The organism is Acidovorax sp. GW821-FHT10E04 (genome assembly GCF_059415185.1).
This window is the reverse complement of record NZ_JBWKMT010000001.1, coordinates 1,015,205-1,033,492: the sequence shown is the minus strand read 5'-3', so window position 1 is coordinate 1,033,492 and position 18,288 is coordinate 1,015,205. Positions and strand designations below refer to the sequence as shown.

Sequence of the window (18,288 nt, the reverse complement as noted above, 5' to 3'; positions counted from 1 at the left end):
GGCTTTGTTACAAATCAGGGTCCGCGCACCGCAGCCGCACATCGTGTGCTGTTCCGGGCGGTACAAGCAAGGAGTTCCCGATGAAAACCACAACCATGACCACGATGTCCACGATCCGTCTCCTCCTGTCTGGCGCGGCGGCCGCGCTGCTGCTCGCCGCGGCGGGCGGCGCGCATGCGCAGACCTACATCAATGCCACGGTGGGCGGCGAGCTGGCCCCCGGCGTGTACGGCCGCATCAACATCGGCAATGCGCCACCGCCGCCGCTGCTGTATGCCGAGCCGGTCATCATCCACCGCCCCGCGGTCGTGGTGCCGCGCTCGCCGATCTACCTCTACGTGCCGCCCGGCCATGCCAAGAACTGGGGCAAGCACTGCGCGCGCTACAACGCGTGCAGCCAGCCGGTGTACTTCGTGCAGGAGCCGCCACCACGCCGTGGCCCTCCGCACCGGGGCCCTGGCCGCGATGACCGCCGGTGGGATGACGACCATCGCCACGGCGGCAAGCAGGACCGCGACCATGACCGGGGCCGCGGCAACAATGGCAAGGGCCATGGACATGGCCACCGCGACTGACTGATTGACGGACCGCGCGGCGCACCTCCCTGCAAGGCCGCGCCGCGCTGCACCGCGTTTGCGCCATCGCAGACGCGGTGCCGGCACCAGCGGTTAAGCTCGGGCCTCTATGGCCCAAGTCACTTTTTCTCCCCCCTTCACCGCCCCCCAGGATGTCGCCAGCCAGCTGCGGCAGAACGGCTTTGCCGTCCTGTCGCCGGCGGACGTGGCCCGCTGGACGGGCTGCGCCCTGCCGGAATTGCTGGGCCTGAACGGCGACTGGGCGGGGCTGCCCCCCGATGATTTCCTCAAGGACGGCGGGCGCTACCGCCGCCGCCGCCATGCCTGCTTTGTGGTGCAGGACGGGCAGGTGCGGCAGGTGCCGCACCGCGCGCACTGGCAGCCTGTGGAGTACAACGCGCTGCATGGCGGCATGGAGCGCTGGTTTGCCCCCATGGAGCCCGCCACCGTCGCCCGGCCGGTGTGGCAGCAGCTGCTGGCAGCGCTGGCCGGGGTGTCCGATGCCGTGTTTGCGCGCTCCGAGGCGCCTGCATCCTGGTTCGTCGAGGCCCACCAGTTCCGCATCGACACCACCGACGGCATTGGCCGGCCCACCCCCGAGGGCGCCCACCGCGACGGCGTCGACCTGGTGGCCGTGTTCCTCGTGGGGCGCGAGGGCATCAAGGGCGGCGAGACGCGGGTATTCGAGGCGGCGGGCCCCAGCGGCCAGCGCTTCACGCTGACCGAGCCGTGGTCCCTGCTGCTGCTGGACGATGCGCGCATGATCCATGAATCCACGCCCATCCAGCCCCTGGGCGAGGGGGGGTATCGCGACACCCTCGTGGTCACCTGCCGCCGGGGTGGTTTCCAGGGGGCGGATGTGGTCGGGCAGGCCCCTGCGGGCCGCTGAACGCCGGCAAGGGAGTGCGTCCGATTTGATGCGAATCAAGATGCGCGGTATGGTGGGCGTTCAAACTGATGTCCATGGCCGGGCCACAAGCCAGGTCCCACACTCAACTCAAGGAGAAGCACCATGTTCAAGCACATTCTGGTTCCAGTCGACGGTTCCAACACCTCGATGCTCGCGGTCTCCAAGGCCGCGGCCCTGGCCAAGACCTTTGGCAGCGCCGTGACGGCGGTCTACGTGGTCGATCCCTATCCCTTCACGGGCGTGGGGGCTGATTTCGCCTACGGCCAGGCCCAGTACATCAACGCGGCCACCGCCGAGGCCAACAGCGCCCTGGATGCCACCAAGAAGGCCATGGCCGAGGCTGGCGTGCCGGTGACCACCGTGGTGGGCGAAGGCCACGCAGTGCATGAAGGCATCCTGCGCGCGCTGGAAAGCACGGGCGCCGATCTCATCGTGATGGGCTCGCACGGCCGCCGCGGGCTTGAAAAGCTGGTGCTGGGCAGCGTCACGCAGCGCGTGCTGGGCGTGGTGCACATCCCGGTGCTGGTCGTGAGGGACTGAGCGCCATCCCCCATGAGGAACGGCTCCGAAAGGAGCCGTTCCTCATTTCAGTTCTCGATGGCGCCGCGCACCAGCGCATCCCACATTCCACAGCTCGTGGAACAGGCACGCCCCCCGCCAGTGCACCCGTGGATCTGGCTTTGCCAGGCCACCGGCTGCGTCCCCCTTCAGGGGGAAGGCGCGAAGCGCCTCAGGGGGTCACTCAATCTTCGCGCCCGAGGCTTCGACGATGCCCTTCCACTTGGCGTAGTCGGTCTTGAGCAGGGTGCCGAACTGCGCGGCGGACATGGCTTCCGGCTCCGCGCCCTGGGCATGGATGGCGGCCTTCATGTCGGCGGTGGCCAGCAGCTTGTTGACCTCGGCGTTGATGGCACTCACCACGGTGGCCGGCGTGCCGGCGGGGGCGAACACGCCGTACCAGGTGCTCACGTCGAAGTCCTTGAAGCCCGACTCGGCCACGGTGGGCACCTCGGGCAGGGACGAGCTGCGCTTGGCCGAGGTCACGGCCAGGGGGCGCAGCTTGCCGGACTTGATCTGGCCCATGGCCGAGGGCAGGGACGAGACCAGCAGGTCCACATTGCCCGCCAGCGCATCCATCAGCGCGGGATTGGATCCCTTGTAGGGAATGTGGCTCAGCTTCACGCCCGCGGCCTTCTCGAACAGGTCGCCCGCCAGGTGGATGGACGTGCCGTTGCCGGGCGAGCCATAGGTGATGGTCCCGGGCGCGGCCTTGGCGGCGGCCACCACGTCGGCCAGGGTCTTGTACTTGGAGTTGACGCTGGTGGCGATGACCACGGGCGTGTAGGCGACGTGGGCCACGGCGGTCAGGTCCTTGGTGGGGTCCCAGGGCAGGTTCTTGTAGAGCCAGGGGCCGATCACGAGGTTGTCCTTCTGGCCCATCACGAGGTCATAGCCCGTGGGGGCCGCCTTGACGGCCTCGCCGATGCCGATGGTGCCGCCGGCGCCCGCCTTGTTGTCGGCCACCACGGTCCACTTGGCGCTCTCGGTGAGCTTGGTGGCCACCAGGCGCGAGAGGATGTCGGTGCCGCCGCCGGGCGGGAAGGGCACGATCAGGCGGATGGGCTTGGTGGGGTAGGCCGCAGCCGGTGCGGGGGCCTGGGCGTGCGCGGTGGTGCCCACGGCGAAGGCGAGGGCGGTGAAGGAAAGCAGGGTGCGAATCATGGTGAGAGATGTCTCCGTCGGTTCAATATGGACAGGCGGCCGCGCAGGCGCGCTCCGCTCTGCTGGTCTTGGTGCCAGCACCCACGGATGATCGCCGATCCTGCGCGGGGCTGGCCTTGCCGATACAGGGTGGCAACATCGCCACTGGCGATGGCAAGGCCGGGCGGCACGGGTCAGATGCGCTCGAAGATCGCGGCGATGCCCTGGCCGCCGCCGATGCACATGGTCACCAGCGCGTAGCGGCCCTGCACGCGCTGCAGTTCGTGCAGCGCCTTCACGGTGATGAGCGCGCCGGTGGCGCCGATGGGGTGGCCCAGCGAGATGCCCGATCCGTTCGGGTTGACCTTGGCCGGGTCCAGGCCCAGGTCCTTGGTGACGGCGCAGGCCTGGGCGGCAAAGGCCTCGTTGGCTTCGATCACGTCGAGGTCGTTCACCGTGAGGCCTGCCTTTTTCAGCGCCAGCTGCGTGGCGGGCACGGGGCCGATGCCCATGTACTTGGGGTCCACGCCCGCGTGGGCATAGGCCACCAGGCGGGCCAGGGGCTTGGCGCCACGGGCCTTGGCGGCGCCGGCTTCCATCAGCACCACGGCGGCGGCGGCGTCGTTGATGCCCGAGGCGTTGCCGGCCGTCACCGTGCCGTTCTCCTTCTGGAACACGGGCTTGAGCCTGGCCAGGTCCTCCATCGTGGCGCCGGGGCGGAAATGCTCGTCGGTGGCGTACAACACGTCGCCCTTCTTGCTTTTCAGGGTGACGGGCACGATCTGGTCCTTGAACAGGCCGTTTTGCGTGGCGCGCTCGGCCCTGTTGTGGCTTTCCACGGCCAGCTTGTCCTGGTCTTCGCGGCTGATGCCCCATTTGGCGGCGGTGTTCTCCGCCGTCACGCCCATGTGGATGTTGTGGAAGGGGTCGTGCAGCGCGCCGATCATCATGTCCACCATCTTGGTGTCGCCCATGCGGGCGCCCCAGCGCATGTTCAGGCTGGCAAAGGGCACGCGGCTCATGTTCTCGGCCCCGGCGCCAATGGCCACGTCGGTGTCGCCCAGCAGGATGGACTGGCTGGCGTTGACGATGGCCTGCAGGCCCGAGCCGCACAGGCGGTTCACGTTGTAGGCGGGCGTGCCTTCGCCGCAGCCGCCGTGGATGGCGGCCACGCGCGAGAGGTACATGTCCTTGGGCTCGGTGTTGACCACGTGGCCGAACACCACGTGGCCCACGTCCTTGCCTTCCACGTTGGCACGCGCGAGCGATTCGCGCACCACGAGCGCGCCCAGCTCGGTGGGGGGCACGTCCTTGAGGCTGCCGCCAAAGGTGCCGATGGCGGTGCGCACTGCGGAAACGACGACGACTTCACGGGTCATGGGGAGGTCCTTTCAGATGAGTTTCAGATCAAATTGGCCGCTGGCGCTTGTCCATAAAGCGCTGGCAGCTATAAAAACAGGAGTATTGGGGCTCTAGGCGTCCCGGACATCGGCCACCGGGTTGGTGCCGAAGTCTGCGCGTTCCAGCCAGGCGAGCACGCGGGTGGCGGCGTCGACAGGCGATGTGAGCTGGCCACCCGTCTTGAGGTTGGCGAAATTTTGCTGGTCCGGGAACGCCTCGGGGGCGGCGCCGCGCAGCTGCACCTGCATGTCGGTGTCGATCACGCCGGGGGCCAGCGAGCATACCTTGGCGCCCTGGGGCTTGATGGCTTCGTCCAGCGCCACGCAGCGCGTGAAATGGTCCATGCCCGCCTTGGCGGCGCAGTACGCGGCCTGCGAGGCCATGGCCCGGCGGCCCAGGCCCGAGGAGATGTTGAGCACCTTGCGCGGTACCGTCCAGGCATCCGTCGCGCCCAGGAAGGCGGCGGTGAGCTGCATGGGCGCCTCCAGGCCCACGCGCAGGGCATGGGCCAGGTCGGTGGCATCGCTGCCCGAGAGGGGGGCGATGCGCGGGATCACGCCCGCGTTGTTGATGAGCGTGGCGCTCGCGAACACCTGCGGGCCCTGCGCCGCGAGCCAGCTTTGCAGCCTGTGCGCCGCCTGCTCGCCCTGCGAGAGGTCTTGCTGCCATTGTTCGAGGGTGACGCCCGCCGCCTTGGCTTCGGTGGCCAGGTCGGCATTGGCGCTGCGCGCGATGCAGATGAGGGTGTTGCCGCTGCGCAGGAGTTGCTGGGCCATGGCCAGCCCCATGCCGCGCGATGCGCCGGTGAGGATGTAGAGGTGGGTATGAGGCATCCCCCCATCGTACTGCGGGACGCCCGGCTCAGCTGTCTCCGGCAGGCTCCAGCGCCGCGAGCAGCAGCGACAGCCGCGCGTCCAGCGCCGCGAGGTCGGCAGCCTTGAGCGGCGCCAGGATGCGGTGCTCGTTGGCGACGTGGGCCTCGACAGCGCGGTCGATCAGCGCCAGCCCCTCGGCGGTGAGCTGCACCAGCGAGCTGCGCGCATCGTCGGGGTTGGGCAGGCGCGTGATCCAGCCCTGGGCCTCGAGCTTGCCCATGCGGTGCGTCATGGTGCCCGAGGTGACCATGAGGGTGGAGAACAGCGTGGTCGGCGCCAGGCAGTAGGGCGCGCCGCTGCGGCGCAGGGTGGCCAGCACGTCGAACTCCCAGAAGCTCAGTCCGAACCCGGCAAAGGTCTCGTCGAGCCTGCGCTGCAGCAGCGCGGCGCAGCGCTTGATGCGCCCGATGGGGCCCATGGGGCTTACATCCAGGTCGGGGCGCTCGCGGCTCCACTGGGCCAGGATGGCGTCTACGGCGTCGGGCTGGCGTGGGGTGGCCATGGGCTTTGTGATCGATTTATCTTGATTTCAAGATTGTATGGTAGAGTATTTTTATCTTGATTTGAAGATAAATTGCCATGCAAAGCACCCGCACCTCTCCCTGGCTGGATGCGCTCGCCACGGCCGTGGGCCCGGTCATCTGGGGCTCCACCTACATCGTCACCACCGAGCTGCTGCCACCCGACCGGCCCTTCACCGCCGCGCTGCTGCGCACCTTGCCCGCGGGCCTGCTGCTGGTGCTGTGGTGCCGCCGCTGGCCGGCGTGGGGCGACTGGGTGGGCTGGCGGCGGCTGATGGTGCTGGCGGCGCTCAACATCGGCGTTTTCCAGGCGCTGTTGTTCGTGGCCGCCTACCGGCTGCCGGGCGGCGTGGCCGCCGTGGTGGGCGCGGTGGGCCCGCTGGTGGTGATGGGCCTGGCCTGGGCACTGGATCACCGCCGCCCGCCCGCCCTGGCCCTGGGCGCAGGCGCGGCCGGCGTGCTCGGCATGGCCGCACTGCTGCTGTCGCCCGGTGCGCGGTGGGACATGGTGGGCGTCGGCGCGGCATTGGTCGGCACCGTGTGCATGGCGGCAGGCACCTTCTGGTCGCGGCGCTGGCGGTCCGACCTGCCGGTGCTGGCGTTCACGGGGTGGCAACTGCTGGCCGGCGGCATCATGCTCGCGCCCGTGGCCTGGCTGGTGGACCCGCCGCTGCCCGCGCTCACCGCCCCCCAGGTGGGCGGGTATCTTTACCTGAGCATCGCGGGCGCGTTGCTGGCCTATGCGCTGTGGTTTCGCGGCATAGCGCGCCTGCCGTCGGTGGCGGTGTCGTCGCTCGGGCTGCTCAGCCCCGTCACGGCCGTGCTGCTGGGCTGGGTGTTGCTGGGCCAGGCCATGACGGGCGTGTCGCTGGCCGGCATGCTGGTGGTGCTGGCCAGCATCTTGGCGGTGCAATGGGCGATGTCGCGGCCCGTGGCGCCGGTGCGGCTGTAGCGGCGGGCGGCACCGGCCGCGGGGTCAAAAATCCGCCGCCCATTCGAGGGCAAGGTGCGCTCCGGTGGTCGGGTGTGCAAAGGCCAGGTGGCTGGCATGCAGCAGCAGGCGCGGCGCGAGGCCCTGGGTGGCCGCGTCGGCATACAGTGCGTCTCCCAGGATGGCGTGGCCCACGGCGGCCAGGTGCACACGCAGCTGGTGGGTGCGGCCGGTGACGGGCGCAAGCTCGACCCGCGTCGTGCGGGCGGCCAGGTCGCAGCTCAGCGCGCGCCAGCGGGTCAGGCTGGGCTTGCCCTGCGTGGCGTCGATCACCCGCAGCGGGCGCCGGGCCCAGTCGGCGGCGATGGGCAGGTCGATCTCCTGCCATGCCGCGGGGTCGGCAGTGCCTTGGTCCATGCATCCCCGCACCACCGCCTGGTACCGCTTGTGCACCGTGCGCTCGGCAAAGGCACGGCTCAGGCGGCGCTGGGCCTCCAGGTGGCGCGCCATCAGCACGAGGCCCGAGGTGGCCTGGTCCAGCCGGTGAACGATCAGCGCCCCTGGCCAGTGCTGCTGGGCGCGGGTGCTCAAGGCATCCTGCTTGTCCGGGCCGCGCCCGGGCACGCACAGCAGGCCCGACGGCTTGCAGAGCACGAGCAGGTCCGCGTCCTCGTACAGCGCCCGTGGGGCGGGGCAGGCGGCGGCTCCAGGCGCGCACGCCTGGGCCGCGGGCTCGGAGGGGCCTTCACCGGGCGGCATCGTCGCCGCCCACCAGGCGCTGCACGGTGGCGCAAAGCTCTTCCACGTCGTTGGGCTTGTGGATCAGCGCCTGCGCGCCCTCGGCCAGCGCGGCCTGTTCGATCTCGGCCGTGACGTAGCCCGAGGCCAGGGCCACCGGCAGGTCGGGCCGGATGAGGCGGGCCTCCCGCACCAGGTCCACGCCGCAAAAGCCCGGCATGTTGTAGTCGGTCACGAGCAGGTCGTAGCAATCGGGCGCCGCGTTCAGAGCTGCCTTGGCCTCGTGCGGGTCGGTGAAGCCGCTGACTTCGTAGCCGCGGCGGCGCAGCAGGCGCTGCACCAGGAACACCAGGGCCTCGTCATCGTCCACGTACATCACATGGGGCTTTCTCGGGGGCGGCTCGCACCCTGGGGGCTCTGGTGTGTCCGGCGCGGCGGCGGGGGCGGGGGCCGTCGCTGCCGGCATCGGCACCGGGGGCTCGGCGGCGGCGCTTGCGGCGGCCACCGGGAAATACAGCGTGAACCGGCTGCCCTGGCCCGGCGCGCTGTGCACGTCCACGCCGCCCTCATGGGTGCGCATCACGCCATGCACCACCGCCAGGCCCAGGCCGGTGCCCTGGCCCACCGGCTTGGTGGTGAAGAACGGCTCGAAGATGCGTTCCAGCGTCGCCGCATCCATGCCCGGGCCGCTGTCGCGCACCGACAGGGCCACGTAGTCCACGGGCGCCAGGCCCAGCCGTTCGCTCAGGCGCTGGTCGGGCTGCACGGTGGCCGCCTCCACATGGATGCTGCCGCGCTCCGTGCCAATGGCGTGGACCGCGTTCGTGCAGAGGTTGAGCAGCGCCTGCTCCACCTGCGTGGCATCCGCCAGAACAGGCGGCAGGCCCGCCTGCAGCTGCATGTGCAGCTCGATGGCGGGTGGAAGGGTCACGCGCAGCAGGCGCTCGGTGTCGTGCACGACCTCGGCCAGCGACACGGCTGAGCGCTGTGGCGGTTCGTTGCGGCTGAAGGTGAGGATCTGGCGCACCAAGTCGCGCGCGCGGCGGCCGGCCTTGTCGATTTCCCCCAGGCTCACCAGCACGGGAGAGCCCGGCGCGCAGTCGGCCTGGGCCAGCGCCACGTTGCCCAGAATGGCCCCCAGGATGTTGTTGAAATCGTGCGCGATGCCGCCGGCCATGGTGCCCACGGCCTGCATCTTCTGCGACTCGCGCAGCTGCGCCTCGAGTTCGTTGCGGTGCGCCTCGGCCTTCTTGCGGCCCGTGAGGTCGCGGGCGAAGACGGTGGTGGTTTCGCCTTCGGCGTGGCGCTCGAACGAGACGCTCACTTCCACGGCCAGCTCCTTGCCGCTGGCGGTGAGGGCGGTCATCTCGCCCAGCATGGCCTGCGTGGTGAGCTGCGCAAACGCCAGGGCCTGGGCGGCATCGGGCAGGAAGCGGTCGAGGGTGCTGCCCAGCGCATCGCTCGCGCTGCACTGGAACAGCGCGGCCGCTGTGGGGTTGAAGACCGTGATGCGCCGGTGCTGGTCCACGCAGATGATGGCGTCCAGCGCCGAGTTGATGACGGCTTCGAGCCGCCTTTCGCTCGCGTGCAGCTGCTCGTTGCGCTGCTGCAATGTGGCCGCGCTGTGTTGCAGCGCCTGGCGTTCCGCGAGCAGCGGGCCCTGGTCGATCACCGCGCACAGGAACTGCGGCAGCGGCGGGCCGTTGCTTTGTGGTGCCTCGATGTGCGCGATGTGCAGGTCGCCGGTGATGCGCGTGTCCGCATTGATGGAAAACACGACCTCCTTGGCCTCGCTGCGGCCCAGGTCCCGCGCCAGCGCGAAGGCCTCGCGCACGCGCCTGGCGTCCTGCGCGCGCACGAAGGGCATCAGCGCCGAGAGAGGGCGGTCGCGCTCGGTGGGCTGGAATGATCGGTGCGCCATGGAGTTCGCCTGCACCACCAGATCGTGCTCGTCCACCACCATGAGGGCCAGCGGCACGCTGGCGAACAGCGTCTCGAAGCGCTCGTAGGCACTTTCGGCCACCGTCTGGCTGTAGCGCAGGACCTTGTTCTGGCTCTCGAGTTCGGCCTGGTAGGCCCGCAGCTCCGCCACCAGGCTGTCGGCCGGCGAGACCTCCCGCGCGGCAGGCGGCGCCGTCCGCACGACGGGTGGGCCCGCGGTGTCCGCCGCATGGGCTGGCATCCGGCGGGCAGGATCCAGAAAGGACAGGTCGGGTTCGCTCATGAAGGGGGCGTGGCGTCAACGTGAAGGAGAGGCAGGCGCGGGCGTGGTGGGGCGCCCAGCCGGGGCCGCCCGGGGCGCATGCGCGCAAGTGTACGCCCGTGAGGCCTGGCCCCTGGGGGGCCACGGCGTAACCCCTGGACGCACAAGGGAGCCGCCGCAGGGCACCCCCCGCGAAGCGGCGCACGCGTGCGGGCACGGGCCGGTAACCCGTATTTCAAGGGCCGATTGTTGGCCAAATGGGAACAATGCTTTTCCCGGGGATGGCTTACCGAACCGGGGGTGTTTGCCTACAGTTCATTACACCGGGCCCTTGTCACCCATGCCCTGCAAATACCCTTTCACCACAGGATTCGACCATGACCACCCTTGATACCACTGCGGCCGCCCAGCCCCTGCTGAACAAACTGCAATGGCGCTATGCCGCCAAGAAGATGAACCCCGCCAAGGCGGTGCCGCAGGACAAGGTCGAGCGCATTCTCGAAGCCGCGCGCCTCGCCCCCACCTCCAGCGGACTGCAGCCCTTCGAGATCATCGTGGTGACCGACCCCGCCGTGCGCGCGCGCATCCAGCCCATCGCATGGAACCAGGCGCAGATCACCGACGGCTCCCACCTGCTGGTGTTCGCGGCGTGGGACAACTACACGGCCGAGCGCATCAACATGATGTTCGACCTGACCAATGACCAGCGCGGCTTCAAGAACGAGGGCTGGGAAAACTACCGCCAGATGCTGCTCTCCAGCTACCCCCAGCGCGATGCGGAGGTGAACTTCCAGCACGCGGCGCGCCAGGCCTACATCGGCATGAGCGCGGCCCTGATTGCCGCCGCGTTCGAGGAGGTGGACTCCACGCCGATGGAGGGGTTCGACCCCAACGCGCTCGATGAGATCCTGGGCCTGCGTGCACGCGGCCTGCGCAGCGTCTCGATTCTCCCGCTGGGCTATCGTGCCGAGGAGGGCGACTGGCTGGTGAGCCTGAAGAAGGTGCGCCGCCCCCGCGAGCAGTTCGTGACCGAGGTCTGAGCCCGGCGGGGTTTCCCGCGTGCGCCTGCGCTAGGCAGCTTGTCCCAGGCCTCGTATACCGACCCTCCCGGCCGCCCCCTTCCTGGGTGCGGCCGGGTTCTGGGGTTTCAGCGCACCGCCGCAGGTGCATCGCTCACGCGGCGCATGGGCGTCAGCACGAAGGCCAGCGCCGCCAGCACGACCAGCGTGCCGCCGCTGGCCGCGAACAGCTGGGCCAGCGTGATGCTCTTCATCACCCAGCCCGTGACGGCGGCGGAGATGGGTGCCAGGCCCATGAAGATGAACATGAACAGGCTCATCGCGCGGCCCAGCAGCGCGGGAGGCACGCGCTGCTGGATCCAGGTGAACACGCTCACCTGCATGAAGCCGCCCAGCAGGCCGATGGCGAGCATCAGCACAGAGCCCTGCCACACGGCCGTGATCAGGCCCATGGGCATGAACAGGGCGCCGATGACCGCATCGAACGCGAGGATGGTCATGCCCAGGCTGCCGATGCGCAGCCGGGGCACCATGCCGGACACCACCATGCCCAGCAATGTTCCCGCGCCATGGGCGCCCACCATGATGCCGAAGGCCGCCGCGCCCAGCTGCGGCGTGCTGCTGGCCAGCACCGGGATGGCGATGTGGATGGGGCCCATGATGAACAGGGCAATGGCGCTCCAGTAGAGAAAGCAGGTGCGCAGCTCGCCGTCGCGCCAGAAATGAACCAGTCCTTGCGCCACCGATGACAGCACGGCCTGCGGGGCCGCCGCGGGCTGCGGCGTGCCGCCGTGGGTGCGCACCTTGGAGAGCGTCCAGGCCGACAGCGCAAAGCTCAGTGCGTCCAGCGCGAAGGCCAGGCCAATGCCGGTGGCGTTGGCGCGGGTGCCGCCATGGCCGCCGGCGCCGGCCGTGGCGGCGTCGCCAAACAGCGCGATGAGCAGGCCCGCGAGCAGCGGGCCCAGGAACATGGTGAGCTGGCGCAGGCCCAGGTTCACGCCATTGGCGGCCTGCAGCTGGTGGCGGGCCACCACGTGCGGCATCATCGCGACCCCCGCCGGGATGCTGAACGCCGTGGCCAGGCCAATGCCCAGCGACAGCGCGTACACCATCCACAGCGTCAGGCTGCCGGCCAGCACCAGGGCGGCCAGCACGGCCAGCAGCACCAGATTGATGTACTTGGTGATCATCAGCACCTGCTTGGGCGAGTGGCGGTCCACCAGCGCGCCGCCGATCAGGATGAACAGCGCGCGCGGCACGCTGATGAGCGCCAGCACGGTGCCCAGCACCAGCGTGTCGCCGGTCATCTGCAGCACCAGCCAGGGCAGGGCGATGAGCGTGAACTGGTCGCCCAGCATCGAGAGGAATGCGCCGCCGGTCAGCCAGCGGAAGTTGCGGTCCTTGAGCAGCACGGCGCGCGGGTCCCCGTTTGCCGGGGCGGGCTGGGCATGCTCGGTGCGCGGCGGCGGATTGTCGCGGGTGGGGGTGTCAGTGGGCATGGGCAGGTTCTCCAGGGTAGGGGCGGGAATGGCGGTGGCCGTTGAACAACTGGCCCACCGCGGTAAAGCGGACACACAAGTGATAGCTGGCCAAACACAGGGCCGTGGTCGCCAGCACGTTGAGAAAGATCTTGGCCGTCGCGGGGATCGGCACGCCGTACAGCAGCGCGCCAAAGCCCACCGTCAGCGGCAGGTGCACCAGGTACACCCAGTACGCGCTGTCTGCCAGGTAGGCCAGCCAGGCCCTGGGCCGCGCCATATGCCGCAGAAACAGGCCGATGAGCGCAAAGCTCCACAGCCAGGACGCGGCGTTGTAGGCCAGCGCCATCCAGAACTGGAGGTGCCGGGTGGCCGACACGGGCGCGGCCAGCACGTCGGTGAAGCCACCGGTCAGCAGCACCAGCGCAAAGGCCGATGCTTCGGGCTGGGCCAATATCTCCGACAGAAACCCGGTCACCACGAAGCACGCAAGACCCGCGGCGGCGAACACCGGCCACAGCCGTTCGTAGCGCGCCATCAGCCGTCGCCGCTGGGCGTACAGGCACAGGCCGAATGCATAGAACAGGCCGTTGTGCACCCATTCCGCAAGCGGCGGCAGGAAGGACCCACTGGGTGTGACGATGCCGTGGTCGTAGTGCGCGCCGATCCAGGCCAGCGGCAGCGTGAGCACCACCCCACCCACCGGCGATGCGCACAGCCATGCCGCGATGGCCTGCAGGGCGCGCTGCGCGGACTGTGGCAGCGCCCGGGCCATGGCCCACACCGGTGGGGTGAGCAAGGTCAGCCACAGCAGCATCCACAGGAACCACAGGTGCATGGTGGGCGGGCCTTGCGGCACGTTGGGGCCCCGGGGCAGCAGGCTGCGGTCCACACCCCAGGTGCCGTGCGCCATGCGGTGCAGGAACATCAGCCCGAGCAGGGTGGTGGCGATGAACAGCGGCGGCCAGAACACCGCGAACGGCAGGCCCAGGCGGCGCACGCGGTGGCGGGCCATGCCGGCCAGCCCACGCTGCTGCACCAGCAGTGCCACGAAGAACCCCGCCAGGATGAAGAACAGCGGCATGCGAAACGCGTGGATCACCGCCACCAGCAGGTCGGCCACGGGCGTGGACAGGTCGTCGTGCCAGGGCAGGGGCGAGGGGGCTGCCATGTACGCGGTGGATGCGTGCAGCACGATGCCCAGCCACATCATGGTGGCGCGCAGGTGGTCCAGCGCGTGCAGGCGCCCTGCGGCGGCAGGGGACGCGGGGAGAACGGGAGAGGAAGGGTCGGCAGTCATGGGTCGGTCTGTCAGAAGACCGACTGTCAAGCCTCACGTTGCGTGAGGGTCAAGCGATTTTTACTGCTTTTTTACGGATGGGTGGCGCGGCTGGCCCCGCAGCGGCGGCATGCACGTGGGCGAGGGCAGCGTGCAGGTACGCACGCACGGGCGCGCTCAGTGGCGAGCCCGCCTGCAGCAAGGGCTCCTGCATCGACGCGGTGAGCAGCTTCTGGCGCAGCGCCGCATCGTTGCGTGTCAGCTGGCCGAACAGCGCATCCCAGCGCCGTGCCGCCGCCGCAGCGTCGGCGTGCTGCGGGGCCACTCCGCGCGCCAGCAGTTGCTGCACCGAGCACTCCAGCGCCGCCCACTGGGTGTGGGGCACATGGCCCAGCGCGCGCAGGTCGTCGCGGGTCAGGTACTTGTCGAGCAGGTTCATGCGCAGCTTGATGGCGACTTCGACGTACTCGATCATTTCGCCCGGCGGCGCATGGTTGCGGCCGTGGGTGGTGGGCTCGGTGCGGAACATGTGGCCCCAGCGCTCCAGCAGGTCCATGTCGCCGCCCATCCAGTGCAGCATCAGCGCCATCCAGCGGTACGCCAGCGCCTGCACCTCCGGGGCGTCGGGCGGCAGCTGGCGGTCCATGGCGCTCTGCACCAGGTCCTTCACGACCAGCCAGTCGGCTTCGATCAGGCTCCAGTTGGTGAAGATCTGCTTGAGCTCGGCCGAGCTGAAGTACTTGCCATAGGTCGTCATGAGCGCCAGCGCTTCGAGCCAGTTGCCCATGTCGGGCTCGGCCCCTGCCATCAGGCCATCGCGCAGCATGGTCAGGCGGCCGCGCAGTTCGGTGGCTTGCGATATCTGTTGGTCGAGCGCGCGGATCTGCTGGCCGATGATGCGCTCGGGCGCCATGGTGTCGCCCACCAGCAGGTCGCCGATGTCGCTGAGCGGCAGGCCCATCTGCCGCATGGTCTGGATGCCATGCAGCCGCTGCACGTCGGCCTGGCTGTACAGCCGGTAGCCGGCGTCCGACCGGCCCGAGGGCTTGAGCAGCCCGATTTCGTCGTAGTGGTGCAGCGTGCGCACCGTGAGGCCGGTGCGCCGCGCGAGGTCACCGACCTTCAGCAGCATGGATCTTCTTACTTGCGCACCGAGATCAGCTCGATCTCGAAGTTGAGCGTGCTGTTGGGCGGAATCACCCCGCCAGCGCCGCGCTCGCCATAGGCAATCGCTGCCGGGCAGGTCAGCTTGGCCTTGCCGCCGGGTTTCATGCGCTGCACGCCTTCGGTCCAGCAGGGGATCACGCGGTTGAGCGGGAACTCGGTGGGCTCGCCGCGCTTGTAGGAGCTGTCGAATTCCTTGCCGTCCAGGAACGTGCCCTTGTAGTGCACCTTCACCGTGTCGGTGGCCTTGGGCGATTCGCCCGTGCCTTCCTTGAGGGACTCATAGACCAGGCCGCTGGCCGTGGTGACGGGCTTGGCCTGCGCCATGGCGGCGGGGGCGATCACAAAGCCGGCAAGCAGTGCGCAAAAAAGGTTTCGCAAAGGGGTCTCCTTGGAGGTGGGTGTATCGGACAGCCCGCGATCTTAGTCGCGTTCCGGCGGCTGCCCGTGGGCCGCCGGTGGGGGGCGGGCAATAAAAAAGCCTTCGTGCGGGCAGGCTGCACGAAGGCTTGTGGTGGGCGGGGAGGAACGGCGCCGGGCGCCTGCCCGCTGGGATCAGGCGTAGTCGGACACCGGGATGCAGTTGCACGCCAGGTTGCGGTCGCCCCACACGTTGTCCACGCGCCCCACAGGCGACCAGTACTTGCTGCTGCGCAGGGCGGCCACGGGATAGGCGGCGGTCTCGCGGGCGTAGGGGCGGGTCCACTGCGCGCCCAGCAGGCTTTGCGCCGTGTGAGGCGCGTTCTTGAGCGGGTTGTCGTCCTGCGGCAGCGCGCCATTTTCGATTTGCCGGATTTCCTCGCGGATGGCGATCATCGCGTCGATGAAGCGGTCGATCTCGAACAGCGTTTCGCTTTCGGTGGGCTCCACCATCAGCGTGTTGGGCACGGGGAAGGACAGCGTGGGCGCATGGAAGCCGTAGTCGATCAGGCGCTTGGCCACGTCCTCGGCCATCACGCCGCTGGTGTCCTTGAGGCCGCGCAGGTCCAGGATGCACTCGTGCGCCACATGGCCGTTGGCCGAGGCGTAGAGCGTGGGGTAGTGGTCCTTCAGGCGCGCGCTGATGTAGTTGGCGCTGAGGATGGCCGTCTCGGTCGCGGCCTGCAGGCCCTCGGCACCCATCATGCGGCAGTACATCCAGCTGATGGGCAGCACCGCGGCGTTGCCCAGCGGGGCGGCGCTGACGGGGCCGACCTTGCCGGCGCCCGGCTCCAGGGGCTGGTCGCCACGGCCGGGCTGGCCGGGCAGGTAGGGCACGAGGTCTTCCACCACGCACACGGGGCCCACGCCGGGGCCGCCGCCGCCATGGGGAATGCAGAAGGTCTTGTGCAGGTTCAGGTGGCTCACGTCGCCGCCGAACTCGCCGGGGGCGGCCACGCCCACCAGGGCGTTCATGTTGGCGCCGTCCACGTAGACGCGCCCGCCGTGGCTGTGCACCAGGGCACACAGCTCCTTCACCTGGGTCTCGAACACGCCGTGCGTGCTGGGGTAGGTGATCATCACGCAGGCAATGTGCGCGCTGTGCAGCTCGCACTTGGCCTTCAGGTCCGCCAGGTCCACGTTGCCATTGGCGTCGCAGGCCGTCACCACCACCTGCATACCCACCATCTGGGCACTGGCGGGGTTGGTGCCGTGCGCGCTGCTGGGGATCAGGCAGATGTTGCGGTGGCCCTCGCCCTGGGCCTCGTGGTAGGCCTTGATGGCCAGCAGGCCGGCATATTCGCCCTGCGAACCGGCGTTGGGCTGCAGGCTGATGCCCGCGTAGCCGGTCGCTTCGCACAGCCAGGCACGCAGCTGTTCATCCAGTTCGCGGTAGCCCTGGAGCTGGTCGGCGGGGGCAAACGGGTGCACGCCGGCGAATTCGGGCCAGGTGATGGGGATCATCTCGCTCGTGGCGTTGAGTTTCATGGTGCAGCTGCCCAGCGGGATCATGCTGCGGTCGAGCGCGAGGTCCTTGTCGGACAGCTGGCGGATGTAGCGCAGCATGCCGGTTTCGGAGTGGTGTGTGTTGAACACCGGGTGCGTGAGGTAGCTGCTGGCGCGGCGCAGCCCGGCGGGAATCAGCGGCTCCACGCCGTGCTCGAACGCCTCGAAGGTGGGCAGGGCCTGGCCGTCCTGGGCGAAGATCTTCCACAGCAGTTCGACATCGGCGCGCGTGGTTGTCTCGTCGAGCGAGATGCAGAGGTAGTTCTCGAAGTAGATTCGCAGGTTGGCGCCCATCTGCACTGCGCGAGCAGCTATTGATTTGGTAGCGCCGTCGGTTTTGAGCGTGAGCGTGTCGAAGCAGCCCTGGGGGCGCACGGGGGCGCCCAGCTGCGTGAGTCCCCTGGCCAGGATGGCCGTGTAGCTGGCCACGCGCTGCGCGATGCGTTTCAGGCCGTCCGGGCCGTGGTACACGGCGTACATGCTGGCGATCACGGCAGGCAGCACCTGCGCAGTGCAGATATTGGACGTGGCCTTTTCGCGGCGGATGTGCTGCTCGCGCGTCTGCAGCGCCAGGCGGTAGGCGGGCTGGCCGTGCACGTCCACGCTCACGCCCACCAGGCGGCCGGGCAGGCTGCGCTTGAACTCGTCGCGGCAGGCCATGTAGGCGGCGTGCGGGCCGCCCGCGCCCATGGGCATGCCAAAGCGCTGGGTGGTGCCGACCACGATGTCGGCGCCGTATTCCCCCGGGGGCGTGATGAGCGTCAGGGCCAGCAGGTCGGCGGCCACGATGAAGGCGGCTTGCTTGGCATGCGCCTTGTCCACATCGGCGCACAGGTCGTCGATGCGGCCGCTGGTGGCGGGGTACTGGGCCAGCACGGCGAAGTAGTCGCCGGCCAGCAGGTCGTTCCATTCCTCGGCGGAGTTGGCCAGGCGCACTTCCAGGCCCAGGGGCCTGGCGCGGGTCTGGATGACTTCGATGGTCTGCGGGTGCGCGTCGCCGGCCACCACGAACACATTGCTCTTGCTCTTGACCGAGCGCCTGGCCAGGGTCATGGCCTCGGCGGCGGCCGTGGCTTCATCCAGCATGGACGCGTTGGCGATCGGCATGCCGGTCAGGTCGCACACCATGGTCTGGAAGTTGACCAGCGCCTCCATGCGGCCCTGCGAGATCTCGGCTTGGTAGGGCGTGTAGGCGGTGTACCAGGCGGGGTTTTCGAGAATGTTGCGCAGGATGACGCCCGGCGTGTGCGTGTCGTAGTAGCCCTGGCCGATGAAGCTCCGCAGAACCTTGTTCTTGGACGCCATTGCCTTGAGTTCGGCCAGCGCAGCGGCTTCCGTGGCGGGCCGGGGCAGCGACATCGCGCGGCTGCGCGCGATGGAGCGCGGCACGATGCTCTCGATGAGCGCGCTGCGCGAGGCTTCGCCGATCACGGACAGCATGTGGGCTTCGTCAGCTGCGTCGATGCCGATATGGCGGGGCAGGAACTCGGTGGTGTTCTCGAGTGCGGCGAGGGTGGGCAGGGGGGCTTGGGAGGTCATCGGCGGCGGCACAGTGCAAGGAAACACA

Annotated in this window: 16 protein-coding genes; 5 read left to right on the top strand and 11 right to left on the bottom strand. The window is 69.3% G+C overall.

Features of this window, described 5'->3' with window-relative positions; all coding sequences use genetic code 11:
• Positions 1–80: 80 nt before the first annotated feature.
• From AC07OC_RS04690 to AC07OC_RS04680, 3 genes are all read left to right on the top strand, one after another.
• Positions 81–575, top strand: a complete 495-nt coding sequence (locus AC07OC_RS04690; protein WP_218338732.1) for a hypothetical protein — start codon at positions 81–83, stop codon at positions 573–575.
• A gap of 109 nt (positions 576–684) precedes the next feature.
• Positions 685–1,464 (top strand): 2OG-Fe dioxygenase family protein, encoded by a 780-nt coding sequence (locus AC07OC_RS04685; RefSeq protein ID WP_494600440.1) that lies wholly within the window; start codon positions 685–687, stop codon positions 1,462–1,464.
• Positions 1,465–1,587: 123 nt separating this feature from the next.
• The gene (locus tag AC07OC_RS04680; RefSeq protein ID WP_218295244.1) at positions 1,588–2,025 is read left to right on the top strand and encodes a universal stress protein; all 438 of its coding nucleotides are present in this window, start codon (positions 1,588–1,590) and stop codon (positions 2,023–2,025) included.
• A 198-nt stretch (positions 2,026–2,223) separates the two neighbouring features.
• Here the strand turns inward: AC07OC_RS04680 and AC07OC_RS04675 are convergent, their stop codons facing one another.
• From AC07OC_RS04675 to AC07OC_RS04660, 4 genes are all read right to left on the bottom strand, one after another.
• A complete protein-coding gene (locus AC07OC_RS04675) occupies positions 2,224–3,207 on the bottom strand; it encodes a tripartite tricarboxylate transporter substrate binding protein (RefSeq protein ID WP_494600439.1) in 984 nt (327 codons plus the stop codon).
• Positions 3,208–3,380: 173 nt separating this feature from the next.
• A complete protein-coding gene (gene bktB / locus AC07OC_RS04670) occupies positions 3,381–4,565 on the bottom strand; it encodes a beta-ketothiolase BktB (RefSeq protein ID WP_494600438.1) in 1,185 nt (394 codons plus the stop codon).
• 93 nt (positions 4,566–4,658) lie between these two features.
• Positions 4,659–5,420: an SDR family NAD(P)-dependent oxidoreductase gene (locus AC07OC_RS04665; RefSeq protein ID WP_218338729.1), complete on the bottom strand. Its 762-nt coding sequence runs from the start codon at positions 5,418–5,420 to the stop codon at positions 4,659–4,661.
• A gap of 28 nt (positions 5,421–5,448) precedes the next feature.
• On the bottom strand, positions 5,449–5,964 hold the full coding sequence (locus AC07OC_RS04660) for a MarR family winged helix-turn-helix transcriptional regulator (RefSeq protein ID WP_218295240.1): 516 nt from the start codon (positions 5,962–5,964) through the stop codon (positions 5,449–5,451).
• Between the two features lie 77 nt (positions 5,965–6,041).
• Between AC07OC_RS04660 and AC07OC_RS04655 the strand changes: the two genes are divergently transcribed.
• Positions 6,042–6,935 (top strand): EamA family transporter, encoded by an 894-nt coding sequence (locus AC07OC_RS04655; protein WP_218338728.1) that lies wholly within the window; start codon positions 6,042–6,044, stop codon positions 6,933–6,935.
• Between the two features lie 24 nt (positions 6,936–6,959).
• Here AC07OC_RS04655 and AC07OC_RS04650 read toward each other — a convergent pair whose 3' ends face one another.
• Both AC07OC_RS04650 and AC07OC_RS04645 read right to left on the bottom strand, forming a co-directional pair.
• Positions 6,960–7,673: an RluA family pseudouridine synthase gene (locus AC07OC_RS04650; protein WP_218338727.1), complete on the bottom strand. Its 714-nt coding sequence runs from the start codon at positions 7,671–7,673 to the stop codon at positions 6,960–6,962.
• Positions 7,660–9,876 (bottom strand): hybrid sensor histidine kinase/response regulator, encoded by a 2,217-nt coding sequence (locus AC07OC_RS04645; protein ID WP_218338726.1) that lies wholly within the window; start codon positions 9,874–9,876, stop codon positions 7,660–7,662. The genes AC07OC_RS04650 and AC07OC_RS04645 overlap by 14 nt, the downstream gene beginning before the upstream one ends.
• Positions 9,877–10,232: 356 nt before the next feature.
• Here AC07OC_RS04645 and AC07OC_RS04640 point away from each other — a divergent pair, with 356 nt between their 5' ends.
• Positions 10,233–10,895, top strand: a complete 663-nt coding sequence (locus tag AC07OC_RS04640; RefSeq protein ID WP_218295236.1) for an NAD(P)H-dependent oxidoreductase — start codon at positions 10,233–10,235, stop codon at positions 10,893–10,895.
• A gap of 107 nt (positions 10,896–11,002) precedes the next feature.
• Here AC07OC_RS04640 and AC07OC_RS04635 read toward each other — a convergent pair whose 3' ends face one another.
• From AC07OC_RS04635 to gcvP, 5 genes are all read right to left on the bottom strand, one after another.
• Complete coding sequence (locus tag AC07OC_RS04635; protein ID WP_255590821.1) at positions 11,003–12,373, bottom strand: MFS transporter; 1,371 nt, start codon at positions 12,371–12,373, stop codon at positions 11,003–11,005.
• A complete protein-coding gene (locus tag AC07OC_RS04630; protein WP_218338725.1) occupies positions 12,363–13,652 on the bottom strand; it encodes an acyltransferase family protein in 1,290 nt (429 codons plus the stop codon). The genes AC07OC_RS04635 and AC07OC_RS04630 overlap by 11 nt, the downstream gene beginning before the upstream one ends.
• A gap of 49 nt (positions 13,653–13,701) precedes the next feature.
• Positions 13,702–14,763, bottom strand: a complete 1,062-nt coding sequence (locus AC07OC_RS04625; RefSeq protein WP_218295234.1) for a MerR family transcriptional regulator — start codon at positions 14,761–14,763, stop codon at positions 13,702–13,704.
• Positions 14,764–14,771: 8 nt separating this feature from the next.
• Complete coding sequence (locus tag AC07OC_RS04620; RefSeq protein WP_218338724.1) at positions 14,772–15,176, bottom strand: FKBP-type peptidyl-prolyl cis-trans isomerase; 405 nt, start codon at positions 15,174–15,176, stop codon at positions 14,772–14,774.
• A gap of 174 nt (positions 15,177–15,350) precedes the next feature.
• Positions 15,351–18,260: an aminomethyl-transferring glycine dehydrogenase gene (gene gcvP, locus AC07OC_RS04615; protein ID WP_218338723.1), complete on the bottom strand. Its 2,910-nt coding sequence runs from the start codon at positions 18,258–18,260 to the stop codon at positions 15,351–15,353.
• Between the last annotated feature and the right edge of the window lie 28 nt (positions 18,261–18,288).